This window comes from Streptomyces sp. NPDC055239, assembly GCF_053606205.1.
The window spans coordinates 85,267-112,103 of sequence record NZ_JBSGRD010000023.1; the positions used below are offsets into that span (position 1 = coordinate 85,267).

The 26,837-nt window shown below is 72.7% G+C and carries 3 protein-coding genes and 1 pseudogene; 1 reads left to right on the forward strand and 3 read right to left on the reverse strand.

Annotation, left to right across the window (positions count from 1 at the left end):
- Positions 1–2 precede the first annotated feature (2 nt).
- Both ACWFRJ_RS42725 and ACWFRJ_RS42730 read right to left on the reverse strand, forming a co-directional pair.
- Entirely contained in the window at positions 3–1,220 is a 1,218-nt protein-coding gene (locus ACWFRJ_RS42725; protein WP_453544151.1) for a cytochrome P450, read from the reverse strand.
- A gap of 38 nt (positions 1,221–1,258) precedes the next feature.
- Complete coding sequence (locus tag ACWFRJ_RS42730; RefSeq protein ID WP_453544153.1) at positions 1,259–20,053, reverse strand: non-ribosomal peptide synthase/polyketide synthase; 18,795 nt, start codon at positions 20,051–20,053, stop codon at positions 1,259–1,261.
- Positions 20,054–20,359: 306 nt separating this feature from the next.
- Between ACWFRJ_RS42730 and ACWFRJ_RS42735 the strand changes: the two genes are divergently transcribed.
- Positions 20,360–21,403, forward strand: coding sequence for a methyltransferase (locus ACWFRJ_RS42735; protein ID WP_453544155.1), 1,044 nt, complete (start codon positions 20,360–20,362; stop codon positions 21,401–21,403).
- An 85-nt stretch (positions 21,404–21,488) separates the two neighbouring features.
- On the opposite strand, the pseudogene ACWFRJ_RS42740 reads toward ACWFRJ_RS42735, so the two are convergent.
- A pseudogene (locus ACWFRJ_RS42740) lies at positions 21,489–26,495 on the reverse strand (type I polyketide synthase); the annotation flags it as partial.
- Positions 26,496–26,837 lie beyond the last annotated feature (342 nt).

Here is a 26,837-nt window from a genome sequence, read left to right on the forward strand (position 1 = left end):
AGTTACGCGTCCCAGGTGACGGGGAGGCTCTTCACGCCGTAGACGTCCGCGATCTCCGCCTCGGGGCGCAGGGCGATCTCTTCGGCGGGTACGGCGAGCCGGAGCGTGGGAAAGCGCTCGACCAGTGCGGGGAACGCCACCCGCATCTGGACGCGGGCCAGTTGCTGGCCCAGGCACTGGTGGATGCCGTGTCCGAAGGCGATGTGGACGCCCTCCCGGCGGCGCAGGTCCAGGACGTGGGGGTCGGTGAAGCGGTCGGGGTCCCGGTTGGCGGTGTTGTAGGACAGGATCAGCGAGGTGCCTGCCTTGATGGTGTGCCCGCCGAGGTCCACGTCCTGCAGTGCCGTCCGCATGAAGGTCTTGCCGACGCTCAGGTAGCGCAGCAGTTCCTCCACCGCCAGGTCGGCGAGTGCGGGCTCGGCGCGCAACGCGTCGAACTGCTCGGGGTGGCGCAGCAGTGCGAAGGTGCCGAGACCGATCATGTGCATGGTGGTGTCGAGCCCCGCGGCGAGCAGGAAGAGGGACATCCCGATCAGTTCCTCGTCGGTGAGGTCGCTGTCGGTCAGTTCGCTGAGCACGTCGTCGGTGGGGCGGGATCGTTTGGCGGCGATCAGTGCGCCGAGGTGGACGCGGGTCGCGTGGTAGGCCGCGATGAGGTCGTCGCGGTCGGACTCCAGGTCCCGGAAGGCGTCGACCTGTTTCTGGAAGGAGTCGCGTTCGTCGTGCGGAACGCCAAGGAGTTCGCAGATGGTGACCGCGGGGATGGGTTTGGCGTACGCGGTCACCAGGTCGGTGGGCGGTCCGGCCAGTTCCATGGCGTCGAGGTGCCTGGCGGTGATCTCCTTGATGCCTTCGGTGAGCAGCCGCATGCGCCGTACGGTGAACTTGCCCATCAGCGGCTTGCGGTAGCGGCCGTGGCGGGGCTCGTCCATGAAGAGGAACTCGCCCGGGGGCGCCGGTTCCAGTTCGACGTCTCCGTGGTCGACGGTCGGGTGGCGCAGGAGTTCCCACCGTGAGCTGAACCGCGGGTCGGCCAGTACCGACCTGATGAGGTCGTATCCGGTGACCAGCCAGCCGTCCACCCCACCGGGGAAGACGTAACGGCTGATGGGGCCATGGCGGCGGGCTTCGAGCAGTTCGGCCGGCGGGTCGAACGGCCGGTCGGGCCGGCGCCGCGTCGGCATGGTGGTGACGGTGTACAGGGGGTCGCCCACGGCCATCCTCGTCTCACAGGGGCTGCTGTCCGCCGGACCGGCCATCACGCCGGGTCCGGGTCGGTCTCGGTCGGTTCCAGTTCGCCCGCCGCGATGTCCCAGATCCGCCGGACGACGTCCGGGTTCAGGAGCATCTCGCGGTGGGCGCAGTCGAGCGTGTGCTCCCGCACCTCGCCGGAGACCAAGGGGCGCCAGAGTGCGGCCTTCGCCTGGGAGTCGGCGGAGATCAGCAGCAGGGTGCCGGACGTCTTGCGGGTCCGGTGCGCCAGGAGGATGCGGGTGTTGTTGCGGACGACGCGGAGGTACGCCTCGTGCTCCTCGCCGGTGAGTGCGCCGGCCACCGTCTCCTCCTGTTCGGCGAAGCCCGCCCGCTGCTCGGCGGTGACGGGGCCGTCCACGGGGCTGGAGTCAAGGAGGATCAGAGCGGCCACCTCTTCTCCCTCGTCCTGGAGTTGGGCCGCCATCTCCTGGACGACGTTGCCGCCGAAGGACCAACCGAGCAGGTGGTAGGGACCGGTGGGCTGCACGCCACGGATCTGCGCGACGTAGTCGGCGGCCATCCGGGACAGCGAGTCGGGCAGTTCCGCCGCGCCGGTGTCCATGCCGCGGGGGCGCAGGGCGTAGAGCGGCTGCTCCCCGGGGGCGGCGTCGGCGAGCCAGCCGTACTCCCAGCCGAGGCCAAGGACGGTGTGGGCGCAGAAGAGCGGAGGCCGACCGCCGGAGGACCGCATCGGCACCAGCACGTCCGTGGTCCCCTGCCGTCCCTCGCGGGAGATCCAGGCCAGCAGGCCGACGACGGTGGGTGCCTCGAACACGGCGCGGACGGGAACGTCGGCGCCGATCACCACCTTGATGCGGTTGACGAGCCGTACGGCGAGCAGGGAGTGGCCGCCGAGGTCGAAGAAGCTCACGTCGACGCCGACGGGCGAGACGCCGAGCACCTGCTCGAAGACGGAGCACAGCAGTTGTTCGCGGAGCGTGCCGGGCCGCCGGCCGCCGGTCGCGAGGGCGGTGTGGTCGGGGGCGGGCAGGGCGGCCCGGTCCAGCTTTCCGTTGAGGGTGAGCGGCAGCGTGTCCAGCGGCATCAGGACGGGCGGCACCAGGTGTTCCGGGAGCCGGTCGGTCAGGTACTCCCTGACCTGCGTCACGAGGTCCGCGCCGTCGTCGACGGCGGTGTCCGCCGGGACCAGGTAGCCGGCCAGGGCGGGTTCGCCGCCGGGGTCCTCGCGGGTGACGACGGCCGCCTGGGCGACCTTGGGGTGTGCGGCCAGTGTCGCCTCGATCTCGCCCGGTTCGATGCGGAAGCCGCGGATCTTCACCTGGTCGTCCGCGCGATCGAGGAATTCCAGCTGCCCTCCGGCCGTCCACCGCACGATGTCGCCGGTGCGGTACATCCGTTCGCCCGCCTGCCCGTACGGGCAGGCCACGAAGCGCTCGGAGGTGAGCATCGGCCGGCCCAGGTAGCCGCGGGCCAGGCCGTCGCCGGCCACGTACAGCTCGCCGGCCGTGCCGGGGGGCACGGGCAGCAGGCCGTCGTCGAGGACGTACGCCCGGATGTTGCGCAGGGGGCGTCCGATGGGCACCGTGTCGCCGTCCTGGGCCGCGTCGCAGGGCCAGGAGGTGACGGCGATGGACGCCTCGGTGGGGCCGTAGAGGTTGTGCAGCGGCACGCCCAGGGCCTCACGGAAGCGGTCGCGCACGGCGGCCGGGAGCGCCTCGCCGAGGCAGAGGACCATCCGCAGGCCGGTACACCGCTCGGTGGCGCCGCCGTCGAGGAACGTCCGCAGCACGGAGGGGACGAACTGGGCGACGGTCACCCGTTCCCGGTCGATGAGTTCGGCGAGGTACGCGGGGTCCGCGTGCGCGCCGGGTCCGCTCAGCACCACCGACGCGCCGTTCAGCAGCGGCCAGAAGATCTCCCACACCGAGGCGTCGAATCCGAACGACGCCCGCTGCAGCATGCGGTCGGTCGGTTCGAGGCGGTACTCCTCCTGCATCCACGCCAGTTGGTTGACCACGCCGTGGTGCGGGACACAGACGCCCTTGGGGGTGCCCGTGGAGCCGGAGGTGTACATCACGTAGGCCGGGTGGTGCGGCAGCAGCGGCGTCCCGCGGTCGGCGTCGGTCACCGGCGCGGGCGCCGGAGCGTCCTGGAGGCCCCTCACCGCGGGACCGTCGAGGTCGATCCACCGTGCCGGCGTCGCCGCCTCCGTGCCGCCGAGCCGGGCGGTGGTCTCCGCGCTGCTCAGCACCAGGACCGGGGAGGCGTCGGCGAGCACGAGGTCGGTGCGCCGCCGCGGCTGGCCGGGGTCGACGGGCAGGTAGGCGGCGCCGGTCTTGACGACGGCCAGGAGCGCGACGATCTGTTCCACGGACCGGTCGAGGGCCACGCCCACCAGGGTCTCCGGCGCGGCTCCGAGGCCGATCAGGTGCCGGGCGAGCCGGTCGGACCGCTCGTCGAGTTCGGCGTAGGTGACCTGCGCGCCGTCGGACACCAGGGCGACGCCGTCGGGGGTGCGGGCGGCCTGGCGGCCGAAGAGTCCGGCGAGGGTGCCGTCCGGGAGGGGGCCGACGGTGTCGTTCCACTCCTCGAGCACGCGCCGCCGTTCGGCGTCGTCCAGGAGGTCGACGCGCGCCACCGGCAGGGTGGGGTCGGCGGCCACCTCTTCCAGGACCCTGACGAGCCGGGCCGCGAGCGTCTCCACGGTGGCGCGGTCGAAGAGTTCGGCCGCGAAGACGACCTCGCCGTCGAGTCCGCCGGGCGCACCGGTCTCGTCGAAGCTCTCCCGGACCTCGAAGTCCAGGTCGAACCGGGCCGTCAGGGCACCGGCCGGCTCCTCGCTCACGTGCACGCCGGGCAGGCTGAGCGTGCCCCTGTGGTTGTTCTGTACGGCGAGCATCACCTGGAACAGCGGATTACGAGCCATGGAACGGGCCGGGGCCAGCTCCTCCACCAGGCGCTCGAAGGGCACGTCCTGGTGCTCGAACGCGTCGAGTCCGGCCTTGCGTACCCGGTCGAGCAGTTCCAGGAAGTCGGGGTCGCCCGACAGATCGGTGCGCAGCACCAGGGTGCCCGCGAAAAAGCCGACGAGGTCGTCGAGGGCCTGGTCCGTGCGTCCGGCGACGGGGCTGCCCATCACGATGTCCCGTCCGGCGCCGCTCTTCGACAGCAGGACCGCGACAGCCGCGTGCAGCAGCATGAACATGGTCACGCCCTGTCCGAGCGCCAGCTCGGCAAGCCGTGCGTGCAAAGGTGCCGGGACGTTCAGCGGCACCAGTCCGGCCCGGTGGCCCGGCACGGCCGGACGGGTCCGGTCCACCGGGAGGCTGAGCTCCTGGGGTGCGCCCCGGAGCCGGTCCTTCCAGTGGGCGACCTGGGTGGCGAGCACGCTGTCCGGGTCGTTCACGTCGCCGAGGAAGTCCCGCTGCCACAGGGTGTGGTCGGCGTACTGCACGGAGAGCGGCCCCCACTCCGGGGCCCGCCCGCCGGCGCGGGCCCGGTAGGCCTGCGACAGGTCCCTCCAGAGCGGGCCCATCGACCACCCGTCGCCGGCGATGTGGTGGACGGTCAGCGAGAACACCCACTCGCCGGGGCGCAGCGAGAACAGCGCGGTCCTCAGCGGCAGTTCCGAAGCCAGGTCGAAGGGGTGGGCGGCGAGCACGCCGAGTCCTTCCGCCAGTTCCTCTTCGGTGACGGCGGTGACGGGCAGGTCCACGGCCGCCTCGTCGACGGGCAGGACGTGCTGGCTCGGCTCGTCGTCGACCAGGGGGAAGGTGGTGCGCAGGCTCTCGTGCCGGGCGACCACGTCGGCAAGGGCCGTGCGCAGGATCTCCGGGTCCAGGTCTCCGTTGAGCCGCAGGGCGAGGCAGATGTTGTAGAGGTGGTTGGGTCCTTCGATGCGGTCCACGAACCAGAGGCGGCTCTGGCCGTAGGACAGAGGCAACACGGGCGGCCGCGGCATCGGCACGACGACCGGCCGGGCGCGGCCCCCGTCCCGGGTCAGCTGCCGTGCCAGGCCGGAGACGGTCGGGTTCTCGAAGACGGCGGCCACGGAGGTCTCGGCGCCCAGTACGGAACGGATGCGGCTGACCAGCCGTACCGCGAGCAGGGAGTGCCCGCCCAGGGCGAAGAAGTCGTCGTCGATGCCGACGCGGGGCAGGCGCAGCACGTCGGCGAAGACGACTCCGAGCAACTCCTCGTACGGCGATGCGGGGCCGCGTCCGACGCTGACGGCGGCCATCGGGTCGGGGGTGGGCAGGCCGGCCCGGTCGACCTTGCCGTTCTCGGTGAGCGGCAGTCGGTCCAGGACGGTCACGAAGGGCGGCACCAGGTGGTCCGGCAGCCGGTCGGCGACGAACTCCCTTATCCGGTATGCCAGTTCACGGCCGGACACGGCGGGGTCCGCAGGTACCGCGTAGGCGGCGAGGCGCTTGTCGCCGGGGGTGTCCTCCCGGACCACGACCACGGCCTGGGCCACGTCGGGGTGGGCACAGACGGTGGCCTCCACCTCTCCGGGTTCGACGCGGAAGCCGCCGATCTTGGCCTGGTCGTCGGCCCTGCCGACGAACTCCAGCACGCCGTCGGACCGCCACCGCACCAGGTCGCCGGTGCGGTACATCCGGGCGCCGCCGTCCTCGAACGGGCAGGCCGTGAACCGCTCGGCGCTCAGGCCAGGACGGTGCGTGTAGCCGCGGGCGAGACCGTCGCCTGCGATGTACAGCTCGCCGGGCACGCCCACGGGGACAGGCTGCAGGGCGGTGTCGAGGACGTAGGCGCGGGTGCGGGCCAGCGGACGGCCGAGCGGGATCGCCCGGCCGCTGTCGACGTCCTCGCGGGTGACGGCGTGGGTGTGGGTGTAGGTGACGCTCTCGGTGGGTCCGTAGCCGTTCATCAGCCGCGTGCCGGGCAGGGCGTCGAGCAAGGTGCGGCAGTGTTCGACGGAGAGCGCTTCGCCCCCGGTCAGCACGGAGCGGACACCGCGCAGCGCCTCGACGTCGAGGTCAATCACCTGATGCAGCAGTCCGGTGGGCAGCAGCGCGACGGTGACCCGGTGCTGGGCGAGGAAGTCGCGGATCCCCGCGACGGAAGGGGAGCCCGCGGGTCCTACGGCGAGGGTGGCGCCGTTGAGCAGGGTGGCCCAGATGTCGAAGGTGGTGGAGTCGAAGGAGACCGACCCCAGGTGGGAGACCACGTCCTCGGCGCGCACGTCGGCGTAGTCGGCGGGGCGCACGAGGCGGTCGACGGCACGGTGGGTGGCGACGACGCCCTTGGGAGTGCCGGTGGAGCCGGAGGTGTAGATGGTGTAGGCGGCGGAGTCCAGGTGCGGCGGTGTGGCCGTGAGCACGGCGTTCTCCGCGGCCACCGCGTCCCGGGTCCGCGGGTCGTCGAGGACGATACGGGGCGGGCCCTCGCTCGTCCCGGGCAGCCGGTCCGCGATGTCGCCGGTGGTGAGGAGGGCGATGGGGGCGGCGTCGCGCAGCATCAGTTCGATGCGGGCGGTGGGGTAGCCGACGTCGACGGGGAGGTAGGCGCCGCCGGTCTTCAGGACGGCGAGGAGGGCGACGATCGTCTCCGGCGAGCGTTCCATGGCGACGGCGACGAGGTGCCCGGGGCCGGCGCCGTGCCGGGTCAGGTACTGGGCCAGCCGGTCGGATGCGGCGTCGAGTTCGGCGTACGTCATGCGTGCCCCGTCGGCGACCAGGGCGGGGGTGTGCGGAGTGCGGGCGGCCTGGGCCCGGAAGTGGTCGGGCACGGTGGCCGCCGGTGCGGCCCGTTCGGTGCTGTTCCACTCGGTGAGGACGCGGTGGCGTGCGGCGGTGTCGAGCAGCGCGACGTCACGGACGCGCACGGCGGGGTCGGCGACGACAGCGTGCAGAACGAGCAGGAGGCGGTCGATGAGGGACTCGACGGTCGTGCGGTCGAAGAGGTCGGCGGCGTAGGTGATCCCGCCGTCGATGCCTGCGGGTCGCCCCTCGTCGTCGAACTGTTCGGCGACGTGGATGTCGAGGTCGAACTTGGCGCGGCCCAGTTCGGTCGGGAGGGCCTCGACGTGCAGGCCCGGCAGGTCGACGGAGGCGCTGGGCACGTTCTGCACGGCGAGCAGGATCTGGAAGAGGGGGTGGCGGGCGCGGGACCGTGTCGGTGCCAACTCCTCCACCAGTCGCTCGAACGGTACGTCCTGGTGTCCCAGGGCTCCCAGCGCCGACCTGCGGACCCTGCCGAGCACCTCGGTGAAGGTGGGATCGCCGGAGAGGTCGGTCCGCAGCACGAGGGTGTTGACGAAGAAGCCGATCAGATCCTCGGCGGCCTCGTCGGTGCGGCCCGCGACGGGGCTGCCGACGGGGATGTCCTGGCCCGCGCCGAGGCGGGAGAGCAGGACGGCGAGCGCCGCCTGCCACACCATGAAGGTGGTGGCTCCCTGGGCGACGGCGAGTTCCGTCAGGCGTGCGTGCAGGTCGGCCGGTGTGGCCATCGGTACCCAGCCGCCCTCGCGGCTCGCCACGGCGGGCCGCTGCCGGTCGGTGGGCAGGGTCAGCTCCTCGGGGCTGTCGCTCAGCGCGTCCCGCCAGAAGGCGACCTGCCTGCCGAGGATGCTGTCGGGGTCGTCGCCGTCGCCGAGCAGGTCGCGCTGCCACAGGGTGTGGTCGGCGTACTGCACGGGCAGCGGTTCCCAGGCGGGTGCGCGGCCTGCCCGGCGGGCGGTGTAGGCGGTGGAGAGGTCGCGCAGCAACGGGACCATCGACCAGCCGTCGGCGACGATGTGGTGGGTGACCAGGACGAGGACCGTTTCGTCGGTGTCCTCTCCGTCCACGTCGAGAAGGGTGGCCCGGACGGGCGGCCCGGCGGTGAGGTCGAAGACGTGGCCGGCGGCCTCGTTGATCCTGGCGTCCAGTTCCTCGCGGCCCACGGACTCGACGGCGAAGTACGGGGGGAAGTCGTCGAGGGAGACGATGTCCTGGTAGGGGTCGCCGTCGGCGTGCAGGAACCGGGTGCGCAGGCTCTCGTGGCGGGTCAGCAGGTCGGTCCAGGCCGCACGGAGCGCACCGGTGTCCAGCGTGCCGGTCAGCCGCAGCGCGAGCGGAATGTTGTAGAGGGGCCCGGCGGCCTCGAGCCGGTCCACGAACCACAGGCGGCGCTGGGCGTACGAGAGCGGCACCCGCCGGGGCCGGACGCCGGGGGCGAGGGCGGGCCGCAGGGTGCCGGTGGAGCCCGCGTCCTCGACGGCGACAGCGAGACCGGCGACGGTGGACGTCTCGAAGACCGCCTGCAGGGGGATCTCGACGCCGAGGACGGAGCGGATCCGGCTGACGAGGCGCACGGCCAGCAGCGAGTGACCCCCGAGCGCGAAGAAGTCGTCGTCCACACCGACCCGGGGCACGTCCAGGACCTGCGCGAAGACGGAGCACAGGAGTTCCTCGCGCAGGGACGGCGGCCGGCGCAGCGCACCGGCGCTCACCGCCTCGGGGGCGGGCAGGGCCGCGCGGTCCACCTTGCCGTTGGCGGTCAGCGGCAGCCGGTCCAGTACGACAACGGCGTCCGGCACCAGGTACTCGGGCATGCGTCCGGCGACGAACTCGCGGACGTCGGGGAGGGATTCACCGGGCGTTTGCGTCACGTGGGCCACGAGGCGCTTGTCCCCCGGGGTGTCCTCGCGGACGGTGACGACGGCCTGGGCGACGGCGGGGTGAGCGGCCAGGAGCTTCTCGACCTCGCCGGGCTCGACCCGGAAGCCGCGGATCTTCACCTGGTCGTCGGCCCGCGACACGAACTCCAGTGCGCCGTCGGCCCGTCGGCGCACGATGTCGCCGGTGCGGTACATGCGGGCGCCGGCTACGTCGAACGGGCAGGCCACGAACCGTTCGGCGGTGAGTCCCGCGCGGGCGACGTAGCCGCGGGCCAGTCCGGCACCGGCGATGTACGCCTCGCCGGCGATGCCCGCCGGGACAGGTTCCAGGCTGTCGTCGAGCACGTACACGCTGGTGTTGTCCATGGGGCGGCCGATCGACACGACGTCGCCCAGGGTGTCGGGGTCGGTGAGCGCGATCTGCGTGGAGATGACGGTCGACTCGGTCGGTCCGTAGCTGCTGCGGACGACGATGCCGGGGACTGCTTCGAGGACTCGGCGGACCGCCTCCTTGGGGACGATGTCGGCGCCGGTGAGCACGTCGTGGACGCCGGTGAAGGCGGCGGGGTCCTCCTCGGCGATGACCCGGAACAGGCCTGCGGTCAGGTGGGCGTGGGTGAGTCCGTGATCGGCGACGAGTCCGCGCAGGCGGGCGGCGTCGGTCCGCCCGGGCGGGGTGACGACGAGGGCGCCGCCGGTGAGCAGCCGCACCCACACCTCGACCGTGGAGCCGTCGAAGGTGTGCGGCGCGGCGAACATGCCGCGGGCGGTGCCGGAGAACTGCCAGCAGCGGTCGCCGGCGAGGTCCACGATGTCGCGGTGGGTGATGCCGATGCCCTTGGGTTCGCCGGTGGAGCCGGAGGTGAACATGATGTAGGCGAGCTGGTCGGGCAGGCTGCGTCCGGCGACGGTGCCGGCCGGCCGGTCGGCCCATTCGGCGTCTCCCGCGTCGGCGACGACGACGGTGGCGAACATGCCGCGTGCCTCATCGGCGTACCGCCCGTCGGCCAGGCACACCTCGGCCCCGGCGCGGGCGACCATCTCGGCGGTGCGGGCGGCCGGTTGGGCGGGGTCGAGCGTGAGGTAGGCGCCGCCCGCCTTGAGGACCGCAAGGAGGGTGGTGACCACGTCCGGGGAACGGTCCATGACGACGGCGACCACGGTCTCCGGGCCTACGCCGAGATCCATGAGGTGGTGGGCGAGCCGGTTGGAGCGGGCCTCCACCTGTCCGTAGGTGATCTGTTCGGCGCCGGTATCGAGGGCGATCGCCTTCGGGGCGCGGGAGGCCCGGATGGTGAACACCTCGGGCACTGTGAGCGCCAGGATGTCGCTGCGGGCGCCGTTCGACTCGGTGAGCAGGCGGCGCCGTTCGGCGGGATCGAAGACGTCGATGCGCGAGATCCGCCGGGCGGGGTCGGTGGTGGCGGCGTCCAGGACGCGCAGCAGCCGGGCGACGAGGGTCTCGGCGGTGGAGTGGTCGAAGAGATCGGTGGCGTAGGTGAGGCCACCGGTCATGCCGCTCGGCGCGCCGTCCTCGTCGTGGAGTTCGACGACCTGGACGTCGAGGTCGACCTTGGCCGTGGTGGGTTTTCCGGGTCCGGCGTCCGATTCGAGACCGGGAAGCGCGACGTGGGCCTGCGGCATGTTCTGTACCGCGACCAGGACCTGGAAGAAGGGGACGCGGTCGGTGTAGCGGGCGGGCGCCAGCTTCTCCACGAGCCGGTCGAAGGGGACGTCCTGGTGGTCGAGGGCGTCCAGCGCCGTCGTCCGCACCCGGGCGAGCACGTCGGTGAAGGCGGGGTCGCCGGACACGTCGGTGCGCAGGACGAGGGTGTTGAGGAAGAACCCGACCAGGTCTTCCAGCGACTCGTCGGTGCGTCCCGCGACGGGGCTGCCCAGCGGGATGTCCTCCCCCGCGCCCAGCCGCGACAACAGCACGGCCACCGCCGCCTGCCACACCATGAACATGGTCACGCCCTCGGACCGCGCCAACTCCTGTATCCGCGCGTGCAGTTCGGCGGGCACATCGATGTCGGCCCAGCCGCCGCCGCGTCCGGGCATCGCCGGGCGGGGTCGGTCGAACGGCAGGGCCAGTTCGTGGGGGACGCCGTCGAGGGTGGCCCGCCAGTGCTCGATCTGTGCGGTGAGCCGGCCGTCGGAGGCGTCCTCGTCCCCGAACATCCGCTGCTGCCACAGGGTGTAGTCGGCGTACTGCACCGGCAGCGGCGCGAAGTCCGGGACCTTCCCCGAACGGCGCGCCGCGTACGCCGCCGACACGTCCCGCCACAAGGGCGCCAGGGACCACCCGTCTCCGGCAATGTGATGCACGACCAAAACCAGGACGGAACTCTCCTCGTCCACGGTCAGGAGCGTGGCACGTACGGGAAGTTCACCGGCCAGATCAAACACATACCCCGAGAACTCCTCGATCCGCGCCTCCAGCTCATCCGCCGACACAGACACCACCGGCAGCTCCACCAGCACACCGTCCACCGGCACGATCTCCTGATACGGCTCACCCTCCACCTGCGGAAAACGCGTCCGCAACGCCTCATGCCGCACCACCACATCACCCAAAGCAGCACGCAGAGCCACCACATCCACCCGCCCCGACAACCGCACCACCAACGGAATGTTGTACAGAGCGCTCGCACCCTCCAACCGATCCACGAACCACAACCGACGCTGCGCAAACGACAACGGCAACCGCTCCGGCCGCTCCCCCACCACCACCCCAGGACGCACATCCACCCCCGCCAACTCGTCCAGCCGGGCGGCCAGTCCGGCCACGGTCGATGCTTCGAAGAGGTCCCGCACGCGCAGTTCGACACCGAGGACGGCGCGGATGCGGCTGACCAGGCGCACGGCCTGGAGGGAATGTCCGCCGAGGACGAAGAAGTCGTCGTCCGTGCGGACCTCCTCCACGCCCAGTACGTGGGCGAAGGCGGTGCGGAGCAGCTCCTCGCGCACCCCTGTTCCGCGCCGGACGGAGGCGATGGCGGACGGCCGGACGGCCGTCTCCGGTGATGTTCCGGTGTCGGGCGCAATCATGCGCACACGGCCCTCGTCGTCCCAGCGGGCATGTGCGCCGGTGGGTCGCATGGCGGACTCCTCCTCCGTGAACGGACAGGCGACCGCCTCGTCCGCGGACTCGTCGCAGGTGGTGTAGAGCCGTCCGGGTACGCCGGGCGGAACCGGCATGAGGCGGTCGTCGAGGATGTAGACCCGGGCGTCCGGGCCACCGGTCTCCGGCTGTTGACCGGACCAGTCCCGTACCAGCCGCCGCCGCTCGGCCTCGTCGAGTACGTCGACGGTGTGCACGGGTCGTCCCGGAGCAGTGGCCACGGCGTCGAGGACGCGCAGCAGCCGGGCGACGAGGGTCTCGGCGGTGGTGCGGTCGAAGAGGTCGGCGGCATAGACGAGTTCGCCCTCCATGCCGGTGGGACGTCCCTCGGCGTCGAAGCGCTCGGCGACCTGCAGGTCCAGGTCGAACTTGGCGTCGCGGACCGCGTGGGGCAGCACTTCCACGTCCGCTCCGTCCAGTTCCGGGACGAGGAGGGGCGTGGACTGCACTTCCAGGACGGTCTGGAAGAGGGGGTGACGGCCCATCGAGCGGGGCGGCGCCAGCTCCTCCACCAGTCGCTCGAAGGGGACTTCCTGATGGTGCAGTGCACTCAGTGCGTCCCGGCGGACCTGGGCGAGCACCTCGGTGAAGGCGGGGTCGCCGGACAGATCGGTGCGCAGCACCAGTGTGTTGACGAAGAGCCCGACCAGGTCCTCCAGCGACTCGTCGGTGCGTCCCGCGACCGGGCTGCCCAGCGGGATGTCCTCCCCCGCGCCCAGCCGCGACAACAGCACGGCCACCGCCGCCTGCCACACCATGAACATGGTCACGCCCTCGGACCGCGCCAACTCCACCAGACGGCTGTGCAGTTCGGCAGGCACACGGACGGGGACCGCCGCGCCCCGGTGGCTCTCGGCGGACGGGCGCGGCCGGTCAGTGGGAAGCGCGAGTTCCTCGGGGACACCCTCCAGCACCTCGCGCCAGTGGGAGAACTGCCCCGCCAGCACGCTCTTGGGGTCTCCGGCGTCACCGAGCAGGTCCCGCTGCCACAGGGTGTAGTCGGCGTACTGCACCGGCAGCGGCGCGAAGTCCGGGGCCTTCCCCGAGCGGCGTGCCGCGTACGCCGTCGACACGTCCCGCCACAAGGGCGCAAGCGACCACCCGTCTCCAGCGATGTGATGCACCACCAGAACCAGGACAGAACTCTCCTCGTCCACGGTCAAAAGTGTGGCGCGCACGGGAAGTTCACCGGCCAGATCGAACACATACCCCGAAAACTCATCGATCCGCGCCTCCAGCTCATCGGCCGACACAGACACCACCGGCAGCTCCACCAGCACACCGTCCACCGGCACGATCTCCTGATACGGCTCACCCTCCACCTGCGGAAAACGCGTCCGCAACGCCTCATGCCGCACCACCACATCACCCAAAGCAGCACGCAGAGCCACCACATCCACCCGCCCCGACAACCGCACCACCAACGGAATGTTGTACAGCGCGCTCGCACCCTCCAACCGATCCACGAACCACAACCGACGCTGCGCAAACGACAACGGCAACCGCTCCGGCCGCTCCCCCACCGACACCCCAGGACGCACATCCATCCCGGTCCATTCCCCCAGCCGCGCCGCGAGTCGCGCCGCCGTCGGCGCCTCGAAGACCGCGTGCACGGGGATCTCGACGCCCAGGACGGCGCGGACCCGGCCCACCAGGCGGACGGCGAGCAGCGAGTGGCCGCCGAGCGCGAAGAAGTCGTCGTCCACACCGACGCGCGGCACGCCAAGGACCTGCGCGATGGCGGCGCACAGGAGTTCGTCGTACGTACCCGTGGGACGCGCGACGCCGGCACCGGCGGCGGGGTCCGGGGCGGGCAGTGCGGCCCGGTCGAGCTTGCCGTTGACCGACAGCGGCAGCCGGTCCAGGGCCACGAACGCGGCCGGCACCAGGTGGGCCGGGAGCCGGGCCGCGAGGTACTCGCGCAGCAGGGCGGGCAGACCGGTGGCGCCGGGGTCGACCGGCACGACGTAGGCGACGAGGCGCCTGTCGCTCAGGGCGCCGGGGACGTCGTCGCGCACGACGACGGCGGCGTGGGCGACGCCTTCGTGCTCGGTCAGCCGGGTCTCGATCTCGCCCGGTTCGATGCGGAAGCCGCGGATCTTGACCTGATCGTCGGCGCGTCCGGTGTACAGCAGGCGGCCGTCGGAGGTGCGGCGGACCGTGTCGCCGGTGCGGTACATACGGGTGCCGGACGCTCCGTGGGGGTCGGCCACAAAGCGTTCGGCGCTGAGCCCGGGCCGGTCGAGGTAGCCGCGGGCCACTCCGGCGCCCGCGACGTACAGGTCGCCGTCGACACCGTCCGGGACGGGCCGGAGGCGGGCGTCGAGGACGTACAGGCGGACGCCGGGCAGGGGGCGGCCGATGGTGGGAGCGTCACCGGGGCGCAGGGGGCCGTCGGCGGCGGCGATGACCGTGATCTCGGTCGGGCCGTAGGCGTTGCCGAACCAGCGGTCGGCGCCCCAACGGTCCACCAGCGCCTGGCCGAGGGCCTCGCCCGCGACCAACAGGGTGCGTACGCAGGTCAGTCGTTGGTCGTCCTCGACCATGCCGAGCACGGTGGGCGGGAGTTGCAGGTGGGTGACGGCATGCCGTTCGACGAGGTCCTCGAGGCCGGCGCGGGGCAGCAGTCGGGCGGCGGGCGCCACGACCAGGCAGGCTCCGGCGGCGAAGGCCGTCATGATCTCCCAGGTCGCGACGTCGAAGCCGATCGAGGCGAACTGCAGCAGGCGACTGTCGGCGGTCAGGCCGGGCCAGCGATACGCGAGGAGGTTGACCGCTCCGGAGTGCGGGACGACGACGCCCTTGGGGGTGCCGGTCGACCCGGAGGTGTAGATGACGTACGCCGGGTGGGCGGGGCGGAGCGGGGTGGAGCGCTCGTCCTGGGTGACCGGATCCGCGGCCTGTGCCGCGACGGCGGAGCGGACGGTGGGATCGTCCACGACGATCGGCGCCGGGGCGGACCCGGGCACGGCCTTGGCGTGTGCGGTGCGGGTGAGGACGGCCGCGGGTGCGGCGTCGCCGCACAGGTGGGCGATGCGTTCGACGGGCTGGTCCGGGTCGACGGGGACGTACGCGGCGCCGGCCTTGAGGACCGCGAGGAGTGCGACGACGAGGTCGGGCGAGCGGTCCATGAGAAGCAGGACCCGGTCCTCGGGGCCGACGCCGCGACCGATCAGGTGGCGGGCGAGCCGGTTGGCGCGGACGTCGAGCTCGGCGTAGTCGAGGTGTTCGGCTCCGCCGTGCTCATGTCCATGTTCATCCTGGTGGTCTCCGGACGTGTCCTCGTGGTCGAAGGTGAGTGCCGGGGCATGCGGGGTGGCGGCTGCCCGGTCGGCGAAGAGGTCGGCGAGGGTGGGGGCCAGGTCGGGTTCGCCGGTGTCGTTCCACTCGGTGAGGATGCGGTGCCGCTCGGCGGCCGGCAGTACGTCGAGGTCGGCCAGCGGAGTGTCCGGGGCCTGTTCGAGGGCGTCGACGACGCGCTCGGTGGTGGCGTGCAGCAGCCGGGTGACGAGGTCCGGGTCGAGCGAGGCCGCGGCCTGGACGTCGAACGCGAGCGCCCTGCCGTCGTCGTCGACGGAGACGATCAGCGGGTAGTTGGTGCGTTCCCGGAAGGCGAGGAGCTCCGTGCCGGGCGGCAGGACCGCGCCGGGGCCGCCCTCGGAGTTGTGCCGGTAGTTGAGTACGGCGGTGAACAGCGGCGCGGGTGCCCGAACGCCGCCGGCGCGCTGGGCGACGGCGAGCGAGGCGTGCTCGTGCTCCAGGAGCTCTGCGAGCTGGTGATGCATGGCGTGGACCGCTCCGGCCACGTCGGTGGCGGCGGTGCGGGCGCGTACCGGGAGGGTGTTGATGAACATGCCGGGCACATCGCCCGCTCCGTCGCCCGCCTGCATGCGTCCCAGGAGGAGGGTGCCGAAGACGACGTCGTCCCGTCCGGACACGGATGCGAGGACTCGGGACCACACGACGTGCAGGAGCGTCGCGGCGCTCACTCCGGCGCGCCGGGCCTGGTCGCGCAGGCGGGCCGTCACCGGGGCGTCGAGGACGGTACGGCGTTCGGTGACGTCGGTGCCGCTGCCCCGCACCTCCCATACGCCGAAGGGGGCGGTGGGTTCGGTGACGTCGCCGAGGAGCCGGCCGAAGTAGGCGCTGTGTTCCTCTGCGGGGGTGCTCAGCAGGGCCTGGCCGACGAAGGCACGGTAGGGGCGCGGGGCGGGCAGGTCGGCGCCGCGGCCGGCGAGTACGGCGGTCGCTTCGCGCAGCACCAGGTCGAGCGTGGTGTGGTCCTGGGTGATGTGGTGCATGCGGACGGCGAGGAGCCGGCGGCCGGTGCCGGGTTCGGTGGCGGTCCGGGCGTCCATCAGCGGGGCGCTGCGCAGATCCAGCGGCTCGTCGCCGCAGGCCAGCAGGCGTTCGACGGGGTCCGGGCCCTCTCCCAGGTCGATTTCGGTGACGGGCAGTTCCGCGTGCCGGTGCACGACCTGCACGGGGTGCGGCAGGCCCGTCCAGGCGAGGGAGGTGCGCAGGACGTCGTGCCGGTCGATCACCTGGGACAGGGCAGCGAGGAAGGAGTCGAGGAGCTGCGCGGTGTCGAAGCCCAGGACGTAGCGGACGACATAGGGGTCTTGGTCGTCGGCGCCCGTGTGGGCGCCGGCTGGGGTGCTGCTCGCGGTGCTCGCTTCGGCGTGGAGCCGGTGGTGGAAGAAGAGGCCCTCCTGGAGCGGCCCCAGGGGGTAGATGTCGGCGACACCGGCCGCGCCGTCGGGCAGGGCGTCGGTGAGGGTGCGCAGTTCGTCCTCGGTGAGACCGGCGAGGGGGACCATCGCCGGGGTGAGGTGTGCGGCGCCGGGCGGCACGGTGCCCTCGGGAACCCGGACGGGTTCGGGACCCGCGGCGGTGGCAAGACGCGCAGGTGTCGGGGCGGTGAACAAGGTCCGCATGTCGATGCGGACTCCCTGGGCACGGAGGTGGTCGAGGAGGCGCACGGCGAGCATGGAGTGGCCGCCGAGCGCGAAGAAGTCGTCGTCGGCTCCGACCTCGGGCACGTCCAGAACGTCGGCGAAGGCCGTGCAGAGGATGTGCTCGCGCGCGGTCGCGGGGCCTCGCCCGCGGCCCGCGATGCTCTCCCGGTCGGGGGCGGGCAGCGCGGCGCGGTCGAGTTTGCCGTTGGCGGTGAGCGGGAGACGCGCCAGCGGTACGCAGACGGAGGGCACCATGTGGGCGGGCAGCACGGCGGCGGCGTGCTCCCGCACCCGGCGTGCCAGCTCCGCACCGTCCTCGCCGCTGGCACCGTCCGGGTCACGGGGGACGACGTAGCCGACGAGGCGACGGTCGCCGGGAGTGTCGGTACGGATGACGACGGCAGCCTGACCTACCTGCGCGTGGCCGAGCAGGGCGGCCTCCACCTCGCCGGGCTCGATGCGGAAGCCGCGCAGTTTCAGCTGCTCGTCGGTGCGGCCCAGGTAGATGAGGGTTCCGTCGGTGGTGCGGCGGGCCCGGTCGCCCGTGCGGTACATCCGCGTGCCCGGCTCGTAGGGGCAGGCCACGAAGCGTGCGGCAGTCGTTCCGGGCCGGTCCAGGTAGCCGCGGGCCACTCCGGAGCCGGTCACGTACATCTCACCGGGCACGCCGGGCGGTACGGGCCTGAGCGCATCGTCGAGGACGTACACGCGGGTGTGGTCCAGGGGGCGCCCTACGGGGCTGCCGCCGTGCGTGCCGGGTACGCCGCAGGTGTCGGGGTCCAGGTCGAGGTGGGTGACGTGGACGGTCGTCTCGGTGATGCCGTACATGTTCACCAGGCGCGGGCCGTCGGCGCCGTGACGGGCGTGCCAGTCCGTGAGCCGTGCGGGGTCCAGGGCCTCGCCGCCGAACACGACGAGCCGCAGCCGGGCGTCGAGCGCGGCGGCGTCCTGTCGGGCGTCGGCCTGGGTGAGTTGCTGGAAGGCGGAGGGGGTCTGGCTCAGGACGGTGACGCCTTCGCGGACCAGGAGGTCGTGGAAGTCGGCCGGGGACCGGGAGGTGTCGTGGCCGACGACGACGAGCCGGCCGCCGGTGAGGAGGGCGCCCCACAGCTCCCACACCGAGAAGTCGAAGGCGTAGGAGTGGAACCAGGTCCAGACGTCGTCGGTGCCGAAGCCGTACCGGTCGGCGGCGGACCGCAGGAGCGCGGTCACCTGGGCGTGGGCGACCACGACTCCCTTGGGCGTTCCGGTGGAGCCCGAGGTGTGGATGACGTAGGCCGGGTGGCCGGGCCGCAGGGAGGCGCGGAGTTCGTCCTGGGCGAGCGGACCGGCGTCCCGGGCGTCGACGGCGGCGCGGACGTCCTGGTCGTCGAGCAGGACGCGGCGGAGACCGGAGGGGGCGACGGCGTGTGCGGCGGTGTCGGCCGTGGTGAGCAGGAGGGCGGGGGCGGCGTCGGTGAGCAGGGCGTCGATCCGGGCGGCCGGGTATGCCGGGTCGAGCGGGAGGTACGCGGCGCCCGCCTTCATGACTGCGAGCAAGACGACGACCAGGCCGGGAGCACGGTCCAGCGACACCGCGACCCGGGTCTCGGGTCCGGCGCCGCACGCGACGAGGTGGCGGGCGAGGCGGTTGGACTCGGCGTCCAGCTCGGCGTAGGTCAGGCTGTTCTCGTCGTCGGTGACGGCTGTCGCGTCGGGGTGGGCGGCGGCCCGGGCGGCGAAGAGGTCGGGCACGGTCGCCCCGGGCTGCGGGGCCGTGATGTCGCCCGCGGCGGCGAGCAGTGCCTCGTGTTCGGCGCGCGAGAGGACGTCGACGGCGTGCAGCGCGAGGTGCGGGGTGCGCGCGGCCTGCCACAGGACGCGCAGGAGCCGGTCGGCGAGGGTTTCGGCGGTGGTGCGGTCGAACAGGTCGGCGGAGTAGTGGAGTTCGAAGCGCTGGCCGGCGGGCCGGCCCTGTTCGTCGAAGTGTTCCAGGACCTGGAAGTCGAGGTCGTACTTGGCCAGCGCCAGTTCCGCGAAGTCCGCGACGGCCGTCAGGCCGGGCAGGTCGACCCGCACCTGTGGGGTGTTGTGCAGGGTGAGGTTGACCTGGAAGAGGGGGTGCCGGGTCAGTGCCCTGGCCGGGGCGAGTTCCTCCACGAGCCGCTCGAAGGGCACGTCCTGGTGGTTCATGGCACCGGCTGTCGCAGCGCGCACCCGCCGGACGACCTCGGTGAAGGCGGGGTCGCCGGTCACGTCGGTGCGCAGGACGAGGGTGTTCACGAAGGATCCGACGAGGTCTTCGAGGTCGGCCTCGTCGCGTCCGGCGAACGGACTGCCGATGGGGATGTCGTCGCCGGCGCCGAGCTTGGAGAGCAGTACGGCGACCGCGGCGTGCCAGACCATGAACATGGTGGCGTTCTCGGCGGCCGCGACGTCGGCGAGAAGGGCGTGCAGGTCGGCCGGGACGTCGAGGCGTACGACGCCTCCCTCGTGGGCGGAGGCGGCGGGCCGCGGCCGGTCGGTGGGCAGTGCGAGTTCCTCGGGGGCGCCGGCCAGCGCCGCACGCCAGTGGGCGAGTTGCTCGGCGAGCAGGCTTCCGGGGTCATCGGCGTCGCCGAGCAACTCGCGCTGCCACAGGGTGTAGTCGGCGTACTGCACGGGCAGCGGCGCGAGGCCGGGCTCGGCCCCGGCCAGGCGCGCGGTGTAGGCGGCGCAGAGGTCACGCCAGAGCGGGGCGGCGGACCAGCCGTCGGCGGCGATGTGGTGCAGGGCTATCACGAGCGCCGACGTCCGGTCGTCGACGGTGAGCAGCCGGGCGTGGAAGGGGATACCGCCCGTGAGGTCGAAGACGTGACGGCCGGTGCGGCCGATCTCGGCCTCCAACTCGTCGGCCCCCACGCCGTCAACGGTCAGCAGGTCGGGAAGCGCGACGGCGGGCACGATCTCCTGCACAGGTTCGCCGTCGACCTGGGGGAACCGGGTGCGCAGCGCCTCGTGGCGGGTCACCACGTCGTGCAGCGCCGCCCGCAGGGCCGTCACGTCCGGCCGCCCGGAGAGCCGCAGGACCAGCGGGACGGTGTAGAGGGCGCTCGGGCCTTCCAGCCGTTCCACGAGCCACAGCCGGCGTTGCGCATACGACGCAGGAATCACGTGCACTCCTCAATGCTGGCTGTGCTGTCCTTTGCATCCGCGCGGGCCGCCGTCCACGCGGACGTGTCGCAACCCTGTGCGGGCAGTAGAGATGGTGCTGAGGAGCGGGGGTCCCCAGCATCGGTGGGAGCCACAGTTACGAGCGGCGGCGGCGTGCGGCACCCCGGCGGCGGCGCCGCTCGTCCGCGCGGGGGCGTCCCTGTGTCCGTAACGGCGGGGATCGTCGTTGTCGCTCGGTTTTCGCCCGCCTAGCGTGCCGGGACCACCGTGGCGTGCCGGCCGACGCCTTTCCTTCCCGGGAGAACGATGAACAACGCCGCCCAGAAAGACGATCCGGTCCTCGAACGCTTCCACTTCCTCGTCAACGCTCCGGCGTTGTTCAACGCCGTCACCACCGCGGCCGAGTTGAGGATCTTCGCTTTCCTGTCGGGGAGTCCCGGCGCGAGTGCGGCGCAGATCCGGTCGTTCTGCGGTCTGCCCGCGCACCAGCTGCGGGTGTTGCTCCAGGCGGTCTGTACGACCGGGCTCCTTGAGCGTCGGAACGGCGCCTACCACAATTCGTCCGTCGCTGAGGACCTGCTGGCAGCGGACGAGGAGCCGGACAGCTGGAGTCACATCCTGACCGGCTGGAAGGAGGTCTACTATCCCGCGTTCGCGGACATGACGACGGCGCTGCGGGCGGGCACCAACACCGCCTTGGCCGCCCATCCCGGTGACGAGCCGACCCTGTACGGACGGCTGTCCCGCAATCCTCCTCTGGAGGAGGTCTTCCACCGGGCCATGACCGCCTTCACGCTCCGTTCGGTCGACGCCCTGATCGAGCAGCCGGTCTTCGGGGACGTACGGCACGTCCTGGACGTGGGCGGCGGTGACGGCAGCACCTCGGCACGGCTGGTCGCTCGCCATCCGAAGCTCAGGACAACGGTGTTCGACATGCCGAGCGTCTCGCGGCTCGCCTCCGACGCGGAGGCGCGGCCCGACCGGGTGAGTGTGACGCCCGGTGACATCTTCACCGATCCGTTCCCCGAGGGGCCGGATGCCGTGCTGTTCAGCCATGTGCTGGAGATCTTCGACGAGGACTCGATCCTGCTCCTCATGAAGAAGGCGTACGACGCACTGCCCACGGGCGGCAGAGTCGTGGTGTACGGCTACAACGTCTCCGACGACGAGACGGACGGAGTCTTCGGCGCGCGTCTTGGGCTGTACTTCAATGTGCTGGCCAGCGGCCAGGGCATGGCCTATCCGGCGCGCGACTACGAACGGTGGTTGCGCGAGGCCGGGTTCGAGGAGGTCGGCACCGTTGCGGGGCTGCCGTACGAGCACGGGCTGAGTCTGGGCGTCAAACGCTGACCGTCCGGGACGAAGAAGCGGGGCCGGCCTTCGGGCCGGCCCCGCTTCCGTCTCGGTCCCGGTGGCGTGTCGAAATCGGTGGGCGTCAGTCGCGGTTTCGGGGGCGCAGTCGGGGGCGCGGCCGGGTGCGTGGGCTCGTACAGAGTTCGAGCAGGTGGTCGGCCAGGGTGTCCGGGGTGGGGCAGTCGAGGACGGTGGCGGCGCTGATGTGCAGGCCCGTCGCGGCGCCGAGCCGGTTGCGCAGACGGGTCGCGGTGAGCGAGTCGAAGCCCATCTCGACGAAGCTGCGGTCCGGGGCCACCACGTCATCGGTGTCGTGGCCCAGCACCAGGGCGGCCTGGGTGCGCACCAGCCGTAGCATTTCGCCGCTCCGTTCCTCGACGGGCAGCGCCGCCAGGCCGCGCAGGAACTCGTCCGGGTCCTGGGCGTACGGGTCCTCGCGCACGGTGCCGGCACCGCTTACCGCGTCGCGCAGCGCCGGAACGGCGTCGAACAGCCTGGCCAGCGGCCGGGCTTCGGGGGTGGCGGCGACGTGGGTCGCCAGACGCTGCCAGTCCGCGTCGAAGACGGCGATCCCGGTCTCCTGGGCACGGGCGGCACGGTCGAGGGCTCGCAGCGCGAGGGCGGGGCCCATCGGCACCAGGCCGTCGTCACGGGCCCCGGTGTCCTCCGCGTCACCGGCCCAGGGCCCGCGGGCCACGCAGATCACGGGCAGTCCTGCGGCTCGGCGCTCCACGGCCAGGGCGTCCAGGAGGGCGTCGGACAGGGCCTGTCCGGCCTGTCGGGGGGCGCCGACGGCGGCGGTGAGGGTGGGCAGGAGGACGAAGACGGCCGGCTCGGCCCGGTCGCGGGTGAGGTCGTGCAGGTTCCGGGCCGCCCGGGCGTCGGTTCGCAGTGCCTCCTGGAGCCCGGTGACAGTCTGTCGGGCGAGCGTGCCGCTGTCGGATGCGGCGCAGGTGGGTACGACCACGGTCAGCGGGCCGGTCGTGGGAATGCCTTCCAGCAGGGCGGCTGCCTCGGCACGGTCGCCGAGGTCGCGGACGACGATGTCGGCGCGCGCGCCGAGGGCCGTGAGTTCGGCGCGCAGGCCATCGGTCGCGTCCGTGGGCTCCGGGTTCTCCGGGTCGGGGTGGCGGACGAGCAGAAGGTGTTCGGCGCCGCCGCGGGCGAGGTGCAGGGCGACCTCTCGGGCGAGGGGTCCGGCCCCGTCGGTGACGAGGACCGTGCCCGTGGGCGGCCAAGAGGTGGCGGGGCTGGCCGGTGTGGTGCCCGCGTGTGTGGTGCCGGGTGCCTGGACGATGCGGCGGGCGAAGAGACCGGCGCCACGGACCGCGATGTCCTTCTCGCCTTCCTCGCCACTCCCATTCCCGCCGCCGACCGCGCTCTGCGCCAGGACTGCGGCGAGCCGACTGCCGGTCCAGCCGTCGATCCGCTCGGGCAGGTCGACCGTGCCCCTCCAGTGCCCTGAAGACTCCAGGACGGCGACGCGTCCGAGCGCCTGTACTGCGAGTTGTTCCGGGTGAAGGACATGCTCGGCAGCGCCGACCGCCGCCGCGGAGCGGGTGACGTGCCATACGGGCAGACGGCTGCCGCTTTCCTCCAGGGCACGCAGGAGCGCCAGAGTGAGCGCGGCCCCCAACGGCACCGCGTCGTGGGCAGGGTGCCGCCCGGGGGCAAGGGGCAGCAGGGACAGGACGCCGGAGACGGGACCGACGTCGTCCGCCGCGGCGCGGAGTTGCGCGGCCAGTGAGTCGTCGCCTCCGGTGACGGGCACGAGGGCCGGTTCCGTGCCTTCGGCGGAGAGTGCCGCGGCCAGGCCGGTGACCCACGGGTCGGAGGCCTGCTCCGCGGGGACGGGCAGGATCCAGGTGCCGGCCGGTGCGGACGGAGGGACGGTGATCGTCGCCCAGGCGGCGCGGTGGCGCCAGCCGTCGACGCGGGTTTCCTCGTCGCGTCGACGCCGGTAGGCCGCCAGGATCGGCAGCAGCGCGGTCGTCGACTCGGCGTCTCCCAGGCCGAGTTCGGCAGCGAGCGTCGCATCGTCGGCCTCGTGGAGAAAGGCGCCCGTCCGGCCGGGCGGGCACGGCCGATCGCCGTTCGTGGACAGGCCGTCCGAGGGCAGCCAGTAGTCGGCCCGCTGGAAGGCGTACGTAGGCAGCTCCACCGCGCGAGGCGCACCGTTCGGGACGGCGAGTGCGGCACTCCAGTCGATGTCGGCGCCGCGTGCGAAGAGTTGCGCGGCCGCTCGGGTCACGGCGGCGGCCTCGCCCTCATCTACGCGCAGCGTCGGGACGAACTCGGCTTCGGGCGCGCTGTCCTGGCCCATCGCGGACAGCACGGCGTCGGGACCGATCTCGAGGAAGGTGGTCACGCCTTGGGCCGCCAGCGCGGCGACTCCGTCGGCGAAGCGGACCGGCTCCCGCACGTGCCGCACCCAGTGCTCCGGCTCCACCGGACGGTCCATGGGCAGGAACTGGCCCGTCAGATGGGACATGACCGGGATCTCGGGCACGGTGCAGGCGAGGTCGGCAAGGCCGGCGCGCAGGGGGGCCAGGACGGGTTCCATGAGCGGTGAGTGGAAGGCGTGCGACACCGTCAGCCGACGGGTCCGCACACCGCGCTCTTCGAGCTCGGCGACGATCTCGGCGACGGCGTCCTCGGCACCGGAGAGGACGACCGAGTCGGGGCCGTTGACGGCGGCCAGGCCGACCTCGTGGGCATGGCCGACCAGCAGCGGCTCGACCTCGGCCTCGGGCAGCCGTACAGCGACCATCGAGCCGCCCTCGGGCAGGTCCCGCATGAGCCGGCCACGGGCGGCGACGAGCTTGCACGCGTCGGCGAGGGTGAGCGCACCGGCGACGTGGGCCGCGGTGATCTCGCCGATGGAGTGGCCCGCGACCATCCCGGGCCGCAGGCCCCAGGAGGCGAGGAGCCGGAACAGCGCGACTTCGACGGCGAACAGCGCGCACTGGGCGTGGAGCGTTCCGGTGAGGGTGTGTACGGCCGTCTCGCCCGTGTCGAAGACGACGTCCCGCAGGGAGGGTTCGTCGGGAAGCAGAGCGTCGAAGCGGGCACAGACGGTGTCGAAGGCAGCGGCGAAGACCGGATGGGTGCGGTGGAGCTCTGCGGCCATGCCCGCGCGCTGGCTGCCCTGCCCGGTGAACAGGACTGCCGTACGCCCGGTCGGTGCGCCGCCCGTCACCAGGTGGGGCGCGGGCCGGCCTGCGGCGAGCGCCTCCAGTCCCGATTCGAGCTCATCGTGGCGTTCGCCGGTGACGACGGCCCGGTGCGCGAAGAGCGATCGCCGGGTCACGAGCGCGACGGCCAGGTCGCGAGGGGCAGGCATGGCGTCGGCCGGTTGCTGCCGCAGGTGCGCGAGGAGGCGGCGCGCCTGGTCGCGCAACGCGCCCGGGGAACGTCCGGAGAGTACCCATGGCACGGTGCCGGCAGGCTCGGGGGCGTCGCGGGTGACGTCGGCGGCGGGGGCGGGCTCCTCCTGGGGAGCCTCCTCGATGATCACGTGGGCGTTGGTGCCGCTGATGCCGAAGGAGGACACGCCCGCGCGCCTGATCCGGTCGGTGGCGGGCCAGGGCGCGGGGTCACGCAGCAGCTCGACGGCGCCGCTCGTCCAGTCGACGTGGTCCGACGGCTTGTCGAGGTGCAGAGTGCGGGGCAGTACGCCGTGGTGGAGCGCGTGCACCATCTTGATGATGCCGGCCGCCCCGGCGGCGGCTTGGGTGTGACCGATGTTGGACTTCACCGAACCGAGCCGTACCGGAACCGCGCCGGCGTCGCGGTCGGCGCCATAGGTGGCGAGGACGGCCTGCGCTTCGATCGGGTCGCCGAGCTGGGTGCCGGTGCCGTGCGCCTCCACGGCGTCGATGTCGGAGGTCGTCAGGCGGGCGTCGGCGAGGGCGGCGCGGATGACGCGCTGCTGGGACGGTCCGTTGGGCGCGGAGAGCCCGTTGGAGGCGCCGTCCTGGTTGGTGGCCGTACCGCGTACCAGGGCCAGGACGTGGTGTCCGCCCCGGCGGGCGTCCGAGAGCCGTTCCACCAGCAGGACGCCCGCGCCCTCGGCGAGCGAGGTCCCGTCCGCCGCGTCGGCGAACGGCTTGCAGCGCCCGTCCGGCGCCAGGCCGCGCTGGCGGCTGAAGCCCATGAGAGCGCCCGGTCCCGGCATCACCGCGACTCCCCCGGCCAGGGCGAGGTCGCACTCGCCCGCCCGCAGCGCCTGCACGGCCATGTGCAGGGCGACGAGGGACGACGAGCAGGCGGTGTCCACGGTGACGGCCGGGCCCTCGAGGCCCAGGACGTACGCGATCCGCCCGGACACCACGCTGCCGGCGGTGCCGGTGATGAGGTGGCCTTCGATGCCCTGTCCGGCCTGGTGCAGGCGGGGGCCGTACTCCTGGTAGTGCGAGCCGACGAACACCCCGGTCCGGCTGCCGCGCAGGGTCGCCGGGACGATGCCGGCCCGCTCGACGGCCTCCCAGCCCGTTTCGAGGAGCAGCCGATGCTGGGGGTCGGTGGCCAGGGCCTCCACCGGCGAGATGCCGAAGAACTCCGCGTCGAAGCGCCCGGCGTCGTGCAGGAAGCCGCCCTCACGGACATAGGCACGGCCGGGTGTGTCGGGGTCGGGGTCGTACAGGGCGTCGAGGTCCCAGCCCCGGTTGGCGGGCAGCGGGCCGATGGCGTCGCCGCCGGAGTCGACGAGCCGCCACAGGTCCTCCGGGGTGGCGACTCCTCCGGGGTAGCGGCACGCCATGCCGACAATGGCGATCGGGTCGTCGGCCGTGGACGTTCCGGACACCTCGTGGCCGTCCGAGCCGGGGCCGGCGGCTGTCTGCCCCGCTCCGAGGATTTCGGCGAGGAGGTGTCCGGCGAGGGCGGAGCAGCTGGGGTGGTCGAAGGCCAGCGTCGCGGGCAGCCGCAGCCCCGTGGCGGTGCCGAGCCGGTTGCGCAGGTCGACGGCGGTGAGCGAGTCGAGACCGAGGTCCTTGAACGCCCGGTCCGGCACGATCGCGTCGGCGTCCGCGTGCCCGAGGACCGTGGTCACCTGGGTGCGGACCATGTCAAGCAGTGTGGCCCGGCGTCCGGCGGGTTGCTGTCCGAGCAGAGAGTTCCGCAGCTCCGTGGCCCGGTCCGCGGTGCCGGTGGTGTCGGTGGTGCCGCGGGCGGCCTCGGTCAGGCTGCGGCGCCGGGGCGCGGCCAGTTTGCGGGCCAGGCTGCGCAGCACGGGGTGGTCGGCGGCGTCACCGGCCGCCAGGGAGCGGGCGTCGAGGCGGGCGGCCACGACCAGGCTGTCTGCCGACCGTTCGGCGGCGTCGAGGAGTCGTAGTCCGTCCTCGTTGGACATCGGCAGCACACCCATCCGACGCATCCGCGCCAGATCCGCCCGCTCCAAACCCCCCGTCATCACACTCCGCTCCTCCCA

Coding starts and splice junctions, on each gene's coding strand:
- ACWFRJ_RS42725 (WP_453544151.1), bottom strand. CDS start 1,220: ATGGCCGTGGGCGACCCCCTGTACACCGTCACCACCATGCCGACGCGG.
- ACWFRJ_RS42735 (WP_453544155.1), top strand. CDS start 20,360: ATGAACAACGCCGCCCAGAAAGACGATCCGGTCCTCGAACGCTTCCAC.